Below are 13,237 nucleotides of genomic sequence, written 5' to 3'. Positions count from 1 at the left end.
GTGAATTAACTTATTAAAAATATACCGATGATTCCATTTAATTATAAAACACATGCCGTAAAGGTAATTTTTGGAAAGCCGATTTTTGAAGCATTAGAGGAGGAGTTACCTGATAATAAACCCAATATTGCATTCATTGGAAGTCGGAGGTATGGGGACCTGGTAGAAAAACTTAAGCTGCATGAAAAAGTAGGAGAGGTTTTTCATTTCGACAAAGTCATTCAGCATGTACCTCAAGGTTTAGTGGAAGAAGCCGGTGAATTCCTAGAAGACAAGGAAGTGAATATTATACTTTGCCTTGGCGGTGGTTCCGCTATTGGTTTGGGCAAAGCCTTAATTTTGAACTCAAGTGCGGAACTTTGGGCTGTACCTACTACCTATTCAGGATCAGAAATGACCAATATTTATGGTATTTCCCACAATGGTGTTAAAACCGTTAAAAGGAACGACAGGGTACATCCACAAAAAGTATTTTATGATCCCTTTCTTTCTTTGGGAATGCCCCTTGATTTGGCTGTTCCATCTGCATTTAATGCAATGGCCCACTTGGTGGAGGCGCTTTATTCCCCTGAATCCAATCCAATTATAAATGCTTTGGCAGATTTGGGGTTAAAAATTCTCTTTGAAGGATTAAAGTCCTTGTCAGAGGAAAAAGTGATGACATCAGATATCAATGAAAAGTTAATGTTTGGAGCGTATGTTGGGGGAAAGGTGCTATGTGAGGTAAATATGGGTCTTCATCATAAAGCTGCACACGTTTTAGGGGGCAATTTTAATTTGGAGCATTCAAAAATCCATACCCTTCTTTTGCCATATGTTCTTAAATATCAATGGGATTTTTTAAATGAAAACACGCAGCAGAATTTTCAGAGTATATTTGAAAATCCTTTGCCCTACAAGACTTTGAGAGCGTTACAGGAAAATTTAGGTTCAGGTTTTAGTTTGCAGGATCTTGGACTTTCGAAGGAAGATATTCCAAAGGCAGTGGATTTTTTGATGCAGATGACCTATCCCAATCCTGCCCCAATGATCAGGGATCACTTAAATATGATGTTGGAAAGCGCTTATTGAAAAGCGCTTTTTTTCCTTATATTCCTTTCCGTTCGATAGCTTTTCAATTTCATATTTTTTAACTTTCCTTAAACGCATCCTTATGGAATCAATTTGGATATGGATTGCCATTTTTGTTTGTATTACCCAATCTGCCACTTTTTCCGGGCTCAATATCGCCTTGTTCAGCCTAAGCAGGTTACGTCTGGAAGTTGCCGCTGATGGAGGGGATTTATTGGCAAAGAGGGTTCTTTCCTTAAGAAGAGATGCCAATTTTACTTTAGCAACCATATTATGGGGTAATGTAGGAGTAAATGTTTTACTTACCCTTTTGGCTGATTCTGTTTTGCTTGGACTTGGTTCTTTTTTCTTTTCTACTATTGTTATCACATTTGCAGGAGAAATATTCCCTCAGGCTTATTTTACAAGGCACGCATTGAAAATCGGGGCAAAACTCTCCCCTGTATTGAAATTTTATAAAGTTATACTTTGGCCATTGGCCAAACCTTCCGGTGTGCTTTTAGATCATTTTTTAGGATTGGAGCCTATCCCATGGTTACGGAAGAGTGAACTGATTTCATTATTGAAATATCAGGCAAAAAACGCCAAGACTGAGCTTGGAAGGTTGGAAGCAAGAGGAGCGGTTAATTTCCTGAGGTTAGACGATTTGCCGGCATACAAAGAAGGGGAGGAAATTGATCCGATTAGTATCATTACCTTGCCCTTTGATGGTTCAAAACCTATTTTCCCTGAAATAAAAAGAAGTTCCAAAGATCCATTTCTCCAAGAATTGGCCAAATCGGGAAAAAAGTGGGTAATTATCCTGGATAAGGCTAACGGGCACCCTCGAAAGGTCTTGAATTTTAATGCATTTGTCAATAATTTTCTCCTTAGAAATAAGTCAGGTAATCCTTTAGAATTTTGCCATATTCCTTTGGTAATTTATGATATGGACTATCCTGTCGGGAAAATTTTGGAAAGATGGAAGGTCCAGCCAAAGGGACCGGAGGATGATGTCATAGATGAAGATCTGGCCCTCCTTTGGACAGATAAATACCAAAAGATCATCTCAGGATCGGATATTTTAGGGAGATTGATGCGGGAAATTGCAATTGAAGAAGGCTAATAATGTAAATTCTGTACCTAGATGAATGATTTAATTGTCCCAGCATGTTTTTACCGTGTTTCGGTCAAAGCCCTGATTTTGGATGATCAAAAAAGATTCCTCCTATTAAAAGAGGAGAATGGCTTTTGGGAACTTCCTGGAGGGGGGTTGGATTTTGGGGAAAGCCCCCAACAAGGTATTACCCGTGAACTCATGGAAGAGATGGGGCTTAAAGTGTCCTATATTTCAGAGCATCCCCTTTATTTTTTTCCAACCATCAATCCCAAGAACCAATATATTGTTAATGCCGTCTACGAGACAAAAGTCCATCATCTGGATTTTACTCCAAGCCCGGAATGTTTGGAGATAAGATTTTATACTCCAGAGGAAGTCTTACAGATAAAGGAGTCGATGTATCCAAATGTATTGGAATTTATCAAACACTTTAACTATTAGGACTTAACCTTCTCCAGGCAAACCATGCCACTATAAAAAAGCAGCAAAGTGGTAGAATAAAGGAAAAATTCACCTCAGGAACACCCAGGATAAGTATGTCATTGTAACCAGATCCCCCAAAATCCAAAATTACTCCCTGTAAGGTAGGCATAATCGCCCCTCCTACGATTGCCATTACCAAAAATGCAGCCCCATATTTAGCATCTTCACCAAGACCATCAAGAGCAATACCATAAATGGTAGGGAACATCAAGGACATGGCAAATGAGATACCAACTAAACTGTACAATCCCAGCATACCTTGAATAAAAATCGCACCTAAAGTAAAGAAAGCCGCCAAAATTGAGAAATACAGCAATAGGCGGGCCGGTTTTAGATACCTCAACAGGAAAGTACAAATCCATCTTCCAATCAGGAATAAAGCCAGAGCAGTATAGGCATAATTGACAGCAGAAGCATTGTCAATTCCAAGGACTTCTGCATATTGGTAAATGTAGGTCCAAACCATGATCTGCGCTCCTACATAAAACATTTGGGCTATTACTCCTTCCAAAAATCCGGAATTTTTAGAAAGTCTTTTCATGGAAGGCAAGAAGTCCAGGCTGTTATTTCCAGATTTATTTTCGGGCATCTTAACAATGGCAATAACCACTGCAAGACCAATCACCACTAAGCCCAACAAAACATAAGGATCTCTGATTACCATTAGGTCATTGCTGCGAATGATGGCTTTTGTACTTTCATCCAAGGAATTGAAAATCACATTGCCACTTTCATCGGTATCATTGGATTTTAGGGCATTTAAAATAAACTCTTTGGCTACAAAAAGTCCTGCAAGTGCTCCCATAGGATTGAATGCCTGTGCCAGGTTCAATCTTCTGGTGGCTGTTTCTTCCGGTCCCATGGAAAGTACATAGGGATTTGCAGTTGTCTCAAGAAATGCCAGTCCAAAAGTAAGAATATAAAGCGCTATCAGGAAAAAGAAATAACTCTCCCAAGCAGCGGCTGGATAGAAAAGTATAGCTCCAACAGCATACAGTCCCAGCCCGATCAATACTCCTGTTTTATAACTGTATTTTTTGATAAATAATGCGGCGGGTAGTGCCATTGTAAAATAACCTCCATAAAAAGCCAACTGTACCAAGGAAGCTTGGACATTGTTGAGTTCAAGCACTCTTTTAAATGCAGCCACCATAGGGTTGGTAATGTCATTGGCAAATCCCCATAATGCAAAAAGGGAAGTGATAAGTACAAATGGAAATAGTAACTGACCAGGGATTAAGGGAGATTTTTTCATATTTGTTTTAGGTCATCTTGGGACTGGTTTTGGTAAAACTTTGTTAGCTGTGATTTTTTGCATCCATTGAAAATATTGATCAATTCCGTCCTATGGCCCTATCGAGGTGGGTATATCCTCCATCTACATAAATCCATTGGCCTGTGGTATGGGAAGATTTATCAGAAAGCAGGAATACTACGGTGTCGGCAATTTCTTGGGCAGTAGTCATCCTGTTTCCCAAGGGAATTCTGGACTGGATCAAATCCAATTGTTCCTGAGGGTTTTCAAAGGTATCTATCCAGCGCCTATAAAGTGGTGTCATAACTTCTGCGGGAATTACCGCATTTACCCTAATGCCATAAGTCAAAAGTTCAACTGCCCATTCCCTTGTCAAAGACAATTGAGCCCCTTTGGCAGCTGTGTATGCACTAGTGTTGCCTTGACCTGTGACAGCGGTTTTGCTGCTTATGTTTACAATGCTGCCTTTGGTAATCTTTAAATGGGGTAAGGCATAATGCACTAGATCATAATAGTGGCCAAGGTTTTTTTCCACCGATTTTCTGAACATATCAGGATCACCGCTTTCCAAGCCTATACCGTCATTAGCGCCAGCATTATTTACAATCCCATCAATTCTGCCAAATTTCTCTACAGTCTTTTCAACAGCTTTTCGAGCATCACTTGGAAGATTTAACCTTATAGGAATCTGCATTCCTTTTTGGTTCATTCTTTCTATTTCTGAAAGAAGCAATGCCCCTTCATCATGGGAGGGATCAATGAAGACAGGTATCCCTCCTTCCTCAGCTATGGTTTTACTAATGGCGGCACCTATGCCCTTAGCACCTCCGGAAATCAAAAATACCCTATTGGTCAATTGTAAATTCATAGTACTTTTGGTTCAGATTAAGAATTGATTCTATAAAATTTGCAGGCATTCTCTCCAAAAATGCCTGCTTTTTCATCCCCAGAGAAAGTCTCAAAATAATCCCAGGCCAGATCAAATACATCATTATAACTGGCAGCTAACAAGCATACTGGCCAATCGCTTCCGTAAACTAGTCTTTCGGTACCAAAGCTATTGGTAATATGATCCAGGTAGGGTTTGAATTCCTCTTTTTTCCATCCTTTCCAATCAGCTTCTGTTACCATACCAGACACCTTGCAATAAAGGTTGGGATTCGAAGAAAGTACTTTTATATCCTTTGCCCAGCTTTCAAATTCTCCATTCTTAATGTCGGGCTTAGCAAGGTGGTCAACAATAAAAGCCTGATCGGGGAATTTTTTCACTAATTCAATTGTCGCCTTTAGGTGTTTGGGAAAAATCAGGATGTCATAGGTAAATTGGTATTTTGAAAGTAGGCGGATGCCATTTAGGAATGATTTTTCTTCCATTGCAGAGGGTGGCAACGCCTGTAATATTTTTCTAAATCCTGCAAGGTTTTTTTCTTCTTGGTACCTTTCCAGTTGGGCCTCGATGTCTTTGGCCGATAAATCTACCCAGCCCACCACTTTTTTAATCCAGGTGTGTTTATTTGAAAGTTCTAGTAAATACTGCGTTTCCTGTGGAGATTCATCTGCCTGAACAGCGATGCTGCCATCAATTTTTTTGCTCATTAAATGAGATAGAAGGTCTTCAGGGGAAAAATCCCGCTGAATAACCTTCATGCTGTCATTGATCCAGCTGTCCCTTATAGGATCAAAGTGCCAAAAATGTTGATGAGCATCTATTCTCATTTAAACTGGAGAAGTACTGTTAATCAAACATTGATCTAAAGTGGCCATAGTCCATTGCTACTTGTTTGGCATTTCCCAGACCATCTATACCTAACTCCACCACATCTCCATCTTTCAAATATCTCGGCGGTTTTAATCCTAAGCCAACGCCTGAAGGAGTGCCGGTAGATATAATATCTCCTGGCAATAGAGTCATGTATTGGCTGATGTAAGAGATTAGGGTAGGAATGTCAAAAACCAAATCCGAAGTGTTGCTATCCTGCATTTTTTCACCATTTACATCAAGCCACAGTCTAAGGTTATGCGGGTCAGGAATTTCATCTTTGGTGACCAGGTAAGGTCCTAGCGGAGCGAAATGGTCTGCACTTTTCCCTTTTACCCACTGTCCTCCATGGTGCAATTGAAAGTCCCTTTCACTGACATCATTATGAAGGCAATATCCTGCTACATGATCCATAGCATTTACTTTTTCTACATAACTGGCTTTTTTTCCAATCACTACTGCCAATTCCACTTCCCAATCTGTTTTGGTGGAGTTTTTTGGAATTATGATGGGGTCATTTGGGCCGCAAAGGGAAGAGGTAGCTTTCATAAATAATATCGGAACCTCAGGTAGAGGCATACCACTTTCTTTGGCATGAAGTGAGTAATTCAAGCCCACGCAGATAATTTTGGAGGGTCTTGTAATAGGTGGCCCCAATCTTTGTGATTGGTCAATTGTTTCAAGCTTATCAATATTGCTTTCCAGCCAGGTCTTTAACCTGTCTATGCCATTGCTTCCAAGAAATTGTTCATTCCAGTCTTCTCCAAATGCGGAGCAGTCTAACCTTGTTTCATTTATTTCAATGCCTGGTTTTTCTTGGCCTGGCCTACCAAATCTTATTAATTTCATGTTGCTGGTTATTAATGTATTTAGGTTATTTTTTGATTTTCATGCTTTTAGTCCCAAGAATCCTCCATCAATTGGGAAATTACTTCCAGTAATAAAAGAAGCTTCATCAGAAGCCAAATAATAAACCATTGCGGCAATTTCCTCAGGTTTGCCCATTCTTCCTATGGGTTGTGTAGCAGCTAATTTTTCAAACATCTCTTTTTCTTGTCCCGGATAATTTTTTGCCAAGAATCCATCAACAAATGGGGTGTGTACCCTTCCAGGTGATATGCAGTTGCAGCGGATCTGTTCGGTCACATAATCCCTTGCAATGGAAAGTGTCATTGAAAGGACAGCGCCTTTAGTCATAGAATAGGCAAAACGATCAGGTAACCCAATAATTGCAGCTACAGAACACATGTTGATAATGGCCCCCCCACCATTTGCCCTGAGCTTGGGGATGGCTTCAATGGAACAGGTATAAATCCCCTTAACATTGACATGAAATAGTCTTTCAAAATCCTCTTCTGAAGTTTTTTCCAGATTCCCTACATGGGATATACCTGCATTATTGACAAGTACATCAATGGTTTCCGGCATCTGTCCAAATGCAGTTTTGACACTATTTAAATCTGAAACGTCAGTCTGAATGAAAGTTACGTCTTTGCCTTGAGCTGAAATTTCTTCAGCTATCTGATTTCCACTGTTTGAGTTGAAGTCAAGAAATATTACCTGATGGCCTTTTTCGGCAAACAATCTGGTAATAGCAAGGCCTATTCCACTTGCACCACCTGTAATGACTATCGTTTTTTTTTGCTTCATGTGCTATATTTAATTGATTTTATTACTCAAATGTCAAATTGAAACCAATCTACTGAATTTCTTTCCAAATTTTACCCCTCCTGCTATCATAATATTTAGGGAATTTTCAATTATGTTCAGTTCCATTGGGATAACATTAAATTTTGCATGGAACAGCTTTTAATGGAGATTTCCTTTTTGCAAATTGACCAAATTATTAAGCCCTTTCTACCAAGATTTGCTTTATTTTACGTATTATTTTGACATCACTGATTGTGATTTTCAAAAAAACGGCAAAATTTGGGTATGAAGGCTAAATTATTAGAGAGGAGAAGCCCATTTGACAAATCCTTTATTTCTGATGTGCATTCTTATCCTCATTTCCTGAATGTTTGGCATTACCATCCTGAGTTTGAATTGGTATATATCATTCAATCCAAAGGGACTAGGTTCATTGGAGATAGTATTAAGCCCTTTCAAGAAGGGGATTTGGTACTGATAGGAGAGGAATTGCCCCATATGTGGCAAAATGATCCGGAATATTTTCAAAAGGAAAGCGGACTTACAGCAGAAGCTATAACAATCCATTTTCGGAAGGATTTTGCAGGAAGTGGGTTATTGGATATTCCTGAGATGATTCCAATCCAGCAAATGCTCGAAAGGTCAAAGCAAGGTTTGGTTTTCGATCGAGAGACCGCTTTATTAGCCAAAAATAAAATGAAAGAGGTTCATGAATCTGAAGCGTTTGCCAGGTTGATGCTCTTTCTTGAACTTTTATATATTCTAGCCAACTGCAAAAATTTTCAGCAGTTAAGTACCAAAGGGTTTGTTCACCCTTCCGAAAAAAACGGAGATCTTAGGATAGACAAAGTGTATTCTTTTACTTACAATAATTTCCGAAGAAATATTACATTAGATGAAGTAGCAGATGTGGCCAATTTGAACCCGACTGCGTTTTGTAGGTTCTTTAAGAAATACACCAAGAAAAACTATTCTAAATTTCTTAATGAAATCCGAATTGGATATGCCTGTAAATTACTATTGGAAGAAGGGCTGAATATATCAGAGGTGGGGTATGAATCAGGATTTAATAACCTCTCTAATTTCAACCGGCAATTTAAAAGCCTAATTGGCATTTCCCCAAGTCAATATCTCAACAAACACCAAAGAGGAAAGAAATAAAAAGGAGCAGGAATCTTCACTACATCAACAATTGAACTGCAATTTAAAAAAATGTTAGCTACATAGAAGATAGCCTGCTCCAAAAAATACCTTAAAAGTCTTACCAGATTAAAGTACCGGCTTCACTGTTTACCCCCCCTTTTCTGAACAAAAAGAAAGAGACCATAAATTCGTGGGTGGGATTCGGGATTAGATAGGATTTGCTTACAGGTATTTCATAAGCATATCCAAACCTGATGTTGTTCATCAAGAATCCAAAATGGTAGCTATTGGCATAATTGACCCGATGACCAACGCCCAACCAGAATTTGTCCATTGCCATTAATTTTATATTAAATTCAAGGTTATATGGTAAATCATCCTGAATTCTGTACATGATGTTCGTCAAGACACTGAAATTGGATGACATTGTTTGCTTAAAGCCTGTCTGCAATACATTGACAAAAGGCCTTTCTTTGATAAATGCATCTCCCTGATAAAGCCTTCCCCTGGCTATATTTTGGAGGCCATAAGCGAAATAGTAGTTTTGATGGGTTATAGCTAAACCTGCATTAAAGTCCATAACCCTCATATCTGCAAACTGATTTAAAAACACATTAACTGTGGGATCGTTGGCCTGTTCTGTAGTCAGGTTATTGCCGTCCAACCTTGCATTGGTATAGTTTGCGGCTAGGCCTAAACGGAGGTTGGTAGATTTTGAAATTCTTACCCGAGCTCCATAACTTAAAAGCAATTCCGTCTGTCTTATAGGTCCAAAAGTATCATGAATCAATTGCAGACCTGCTGCCGTATTTCCCAACAATGCGGCGTCTTCACCCGCTTTTATTTCCATAGGGTCTATTTCCACATTCATGAAATAGGTCTGTGGTGCACCTTCAAAACCTGTCCATTGATTACGGACCAATCCTCTTACCACAGACCCTTCATACCCTGTTAGAGCCGGATTAAAATAACTCTGAAGCGAATTAAAGTGGCCAAAATATTTTCTAGTCTGAGCCTTTGTTTCAGAAAAGGGAGTAAAAATCAGTAAAAAAATCATTAGGACGGTAAAACCAAAGGCAGTTCGGGAGTCTTTTGGAACCCATATGGATCCAAATACCCAAAATATTTGATTAGTATATTGGTTTTTCATCTTAATTTTTTCTTAAAAGGTTCAAAATTCCCTTTCTGGACTCATTGTTGTCAACAACCTCGATGACATAATAGTAGGTATCGATTGGCAGCGGTTTACCCATGTAAGTTCCGTCCCATCTGTCCGTAGGTTTTGTTGTAAAAAATACCCTGAATCCACCTCTCTCATAAATATGCATCCTTACATTACTGTACATTTCCAATAATGGTACACCCCAATCATCATTGATACCATCTCCATCTGGAGTAAAGGTGTTTGGAATCTCTATTTCCTGTAAAAGTTCAGTAAGGTTTCTTGTGATTGTGAATTCTTTTGTAAAGACATTTCCATCCCTATCAATAACTGTGACCACAATGGTAAAAACATTCTTACCAGGTACTAGCTCTGAATTGTTCCAATAAAGCTGGCCGTCAATGATGGAAAAGAGATCATTATCTGCAATTCCTGGAGCAAGTTCCAATATATGGACATCATCAATTGGGTCAATTACTGTGAAATCTCCAATTAAGATTGGTGTATTTATGTTGGTTTGAACAAAAATGTCATTACTTAGGATCAGATCCAAAGGTGGATCTTTTGGCAATACCAAGACTGTAATGCTTGGTAGCCTATCGAATTGTGGTTCCCAACTGTTTGGTAACTGGATGATTCCCTCCAGGATGTAAGGGCCATTTTGATAAGGATCGTAGCCAACAGGGCTCCAAATGATGGGGAAAGTAAAGATTTGCCCATCTTCTGTAATTACCTGTATTTCAGTAGGTAATCCTAGTTCGTCAAATAGCGTTCCCCATGGGACCTCAATCATCTCAAAGTCTTCAAAATCCACAACTATTGTAGGTTCGGGCTCATTGACTGAGCAACCATATTCGTCTACTTCTTCTCCTTCCGGAGTATTTGGACAAAGGTCTTTGTCATCGGTTACTCCATCATTATCTGTGTCTTTTTGAGAAAGCGCACATCCGTTTTCATCTACTTCTGCACCTTCAGGAGTATCTGGACAAAGGTCCAAATCATCGGTGATTCCATCATTATCTGTGTCTTTTTGAGAAGGAGCACAACCATTTTCATCAGCAACTTCACCTTGGGGCGTATCAGGGCATTGATCCAAATAATCAGGTATTCCATCATTATCTGTATCAATTTGATCAATTGAGCAACCGTTTTCATCTACTTCCTGTCCTGCAGGTGTATCAGGGCATTGATCCAAGTCATCTGTAACGCCATCGTTATCAGAATCTTTTTGTGATGGAGCACATCCGTTTTCATCTACATCTTGACCTTCTGGTGTATTGGGGCATTGATCCTTATCATCTGTAATACCATCTCCATCTGAATCCTTCTGAGAAGGGGCACATCCATTTTCATCTGCTACTTCACCTGCCGGTGTGTCGGGACATTGATCCAAATAATCAGGAATTCCGTCCTGGTCAGTATCTATTTGGTCAATAGAACAACCGTTCTCATCTACCTCTGCTCCTTCCGGAGTATCAGGGCATTGGTCCAAGTCATCTGTAACGCCATCGTTATCAGAATCTTTTTGTGATGGAGCACAGCCGTTTTCATCTACTTCTTGGCCTTCAGGTGTATCTGGGCATTGATCTTTATCATCGGTCACACCATCTCCGTCAGTATCTTTCTGAGAAGGGGCACAACCGCTCTCATCTACAGCTGTTCCTGCCGGAGTATTGGGACATTGATCCAGGTAATCAGGAACTCCATCACCATCTGTGTCTATCTGATCTTTAGAACAGCCGTTTTCATCCACTTCCTCCCCTAAAGGTGTGTTTGGACACTGATCTTTATCATCTGTCACCCCATCTCCATCAGTATCTTTCTGGGAAGGGGCGCATCCGTTCTCATCAACAGCTGTCCCTGCCGGAGTATTGGGACATTGATCCAGGTAATCAGGAACTCCATCACCATCTGTGTCTATCTGATCTTTTGAACAGCCGTTTTCATCTACCTCTTCCCCTGCAGGGGTATTTGGACACTGATCTTTATCATCTGTCACCCCATCTCCATCTGTGTCTTTTTGAGAAGGAGAACAACCATTTTCGTCGACTATTTCACCTGCTGGTGTATCTGGACATTGGTCTATTGCATCAGGAACTCCATCACCATCTGAATCAGGTAATTCACAACCATTCTCATCAACTTGTGTTCCGGTAGGTGTATCAGGACATTGGTCCTTATCATCGGTTACCCCATCTCCGTCTGAATCTTTTTGGGAAGGGGAACAGCCGTTTTCATCCACTTCTTCCCCCGCAGGAGTATCAGGACATTGGTCTTTATCATCGGTGACCCCATCTCCGTCAGTATCTTTTTGAGAAGGAGAGCATCCATTTTCATCCACTTCTTCTCCCACAGGAGTATCAGGACATTGGTCTTTATCATCGGTTACCCCATCTCCGTCAGAATCTTTTTGGGAAGGAGAGCAACCGTTTTCATCCACTTCTTCTCCCGCAGGAGTATCAGGACAATGGTCTTTATCATCGGTGACCCCATCTCCGTCAGAATCTTTTTGGGAAGGGGAACAGCCGTTTTCATCCACTTCTTCTCCTGCAGGAGTATCAGGACATTGGTCTTTATCATCGGTGACCCCATCTCCATCAGAATCTTTTTGGGAAGGGGAACAGCCGTTTTCATCCACTTCTTCTCCCGCAGGAGTATCAGGACATTGGTCTTTATCATCGGTGACCCCATCTCCGTCAGAATCTTTTTGGGAAGGGGAACAGCCGTTTTCATCTACTTCTTCTCCCGCTGGGGTATCGGGACATTGGTCTTTATCATCAGTGACTCCATCTCCGTCAGAATCCAGAGGCAAGGGGCATCCAAATTCATCCACAATAGTGCCGGGAGGGGTTCCAGGACAAAAATCAAGAAAGTTTGGAACCCCATCACCATCATCGTCCCTCGTTGCAGCGGCACATGCATCTTCATCAAAAAATTCACTGTTTCTATCGCATTCTGGAAGGTCCCATCTCATATTGGTAGGACCATTTCCTGTGGGGGCATTTCTCGTGAAAAATATTTGATAAGTTTTCTGTGTACCATCAGGATTTCTGACTTCAACAGTAACTTCATTTTGCCCCGGATTCAAAAAAATCTTTTTTGTACTAACTCCACTTTTGACTTCCTGATTTTGGATAAAAATCCTAGCATCACTATGGATGGAGGTAGGAGTTAGTGTAGTGAAAAAAGTATAGAAGCCAAGGTTAACCCTGTAAGTACTTACTTCTGGGTTAAACCTTGGCTCCAACCTACCTTCACTAATCTGAAGGTTGCTCAGTCCAGCTCCATTGGAAAAAATAGAAAAATCAGTTCGGTCTATATTAAAAGAATATAACCCATTGCCGGAAACCAGAAAAATAATCAGCCAGAGCCAAAGGCCCCAAGCATATTTCTTATGAAATAATTTCATTTTTTTAAGGATCTAATGTAAAACCGTCGATGTTATTTGCAGTTCGTAGCTGATGTAAAAATCATAAAAAAAATCAAAATACAAAAAATTATTTTTTGCTTAAATATCAAAAAACCAAATAATGTTCCATATTCTATTTTTTTTTAGTGATGAAATGCAAAAAAAAATGTGCACAAAATTTTAAAATTTTTTAGCATTTCAGGTTC

At 39.9% G+C, this 13,237-nt stretch carries 11 protein-coding genes; 4 read left to right on the top strand and 7 right to left on the bottom strand.

Going from position 1 to position 13,237, the window contains the following annotated elements; genetic code table 11:
- Positions 1 to 27: 27 nt before the first annotated feature.
- The 3 genes from CLV48_RS04480 (at position 28) to CLV48_RS04470 (ending at position 2,611) form a co-directional block, all read left to right on the top strand.
- The gene (locus CLV48_RS04480) at positions 28 to 1,071 is read left to right on the top strand and encodes a maleylacetate reductase (protein ID WP_106565989.1); all 1,044 of its coding nucleotides are present in this window, start codon (positions 28 to 30) and stop codon (positions 1,069 to 1,071) included.
- A gap of 82 nt (positions 1,072 to 1,153) precedes the next feature.
- Complete coding sequence (locus tag CLV48_RS04475) at positions 1,154 to 2,176, top strand: DUF21 domain-containing protein (RefSeq protein WP_106565988.1); 1,023 nt, start codon at positions 1,154 to 1,156, stop codon at positions 2,174 to 2,176.
- A gap of 21 nt (positions 2,177 to 2,197) precedes the next feature.
- A complete protein-coding gene (locus CLV48_RS04470; RefSeq protein WP_106565987.1) occupies positions 2,198 to 2,611 on the top strand; it encodes an NUDIX hydrolase in 414 nt (137 codons plus the stop codon).
- Here the strand turns inward: CLV48_RS04470 and fucP are convergent.
- The 5 genes from fucP to CLV48_RS04445 form a co-directional block, all read right to left on the bottom strand.
- Positions 2,601 to 3,908, bottom strand: coding sequence for an L-fucose:H+ symporter permease (gene fucP, locus CLV48_RS04465; protein WP_106565986.1), 1,308 nt, complete (start codon positions 3,906 to 3,908; stop codon positions 2,601 to 2,603). The genes CLV48_RS04470 and fucP overlap by 11 nt on opposite strands.
- A gap of 79 nt (positions 3,909 to 3,987) precedes the next feature.
- Entirely contained in the window at positions 3,988 to 4,776 is a 789-nt protein-coding gene (locus CLV48_RS04460; protein ID WP_106565985.1) for an L-fucose dehydrogenase, read from the bottom strand.
- 17 nt (positions 4,777 to 4,793) lie between these two features.
- On the bottom strand, positions 4,794 to 5,624 hold the full coding sequence (locus CLV48_RS04455) for an amidohydrolase family protein (protein ID WP_106565984.1): 831 nt from the start codon (positions 5,622 to 5,624) through the stop codon (positions 4,794 to 4,796).
- A 19-nt stretch (positions 5,625 to 5,643) separates the two neighbouring features.
- Entirely contained in the window at positions 5,644 to 6,516 is an 873-nt protein-coding gene (locus CLV48_RS04450) for a fumarylacetoacetate hydrolase family protein (protein WP_106565983.1), read from the bottom strand.
- A gap of 39 nt (positions 6,517 to 6,555) precedes the next feature.
- A complete protein-coding gene (locus CLV48_RS04445; protein WP_106565982.1) occupies positions 6,556 to 7,317 on the bottom strand; it encodes an SDR family NAD(P)-dependent oxidoreductase in 762 nt (253 codons plus the stop codon).
- Positions 7,318 to 7,602: 285 nt separating this feature from the next.
- Between CLV48_RS04445 and CLV48_RS04440 the strand changes: the two genes are divergently transcribed.
- Positions 7,603 to 8,478, top strand: coding sequence for an AraC family transcriptional regulator (locus tag CLV48_RS04440; RefSeq protein ID WP_106565981.1), 876 nt, complete (start codon positions 7,603 to 7,605; stop codon positions 8,476 to 8,478).
- A gap of 100 nt (positions 8,479 to 8,578) precedes the next feature.
- Here CLV48_RS04440 and CLV48_RS04435 read toward each other — a convergent pair whose 3' ends face one another.
- A complete protein-coding gene (locus CLV48_RS04435; protein ID WP_106565980.1) occupies positions 8,579 to 9,610 on the bottom strand; it encodes a PorP/SprF family type IX secretion system membrane protein in 1,032 nt (343 codons plus the stop codon).
- A gap of 1 nt (position 9,611) precedes the next feature.
- Positions 9,612 to 13,031 carry a thrombospondin type 3 repeat-containing protein gene (locus tag CLV48_RS20865; RefSeq protein WP_106565979.1) on the bottom strand — a complete coding sequence of 1,140 codons (3,420 nt, stop codon included), beginning with the start codon at positions 13,029 to 13,031 and terminating at the stop codon, positions 9,612 to 9,614.
- Between the last annotated feature and the right edge of the window lie 206 nt (positions 13,032 to 13,237).

Source organism: Cecembia rubra (assembly GCF_003014575.1).
GTDB classification, from domain to species: domain Bacteria; phylum Bacteroidota; class Bacteroidia; order Cytophagales; family Cyclobacteriaceae; genus Cecembia_A; species Cecembia_A rubra.
The sequence above is the reverse complement of the archived record's forward strand: the minus strand, read 5'-3'. Positions and strand labels throughout refer to the sequence as shown.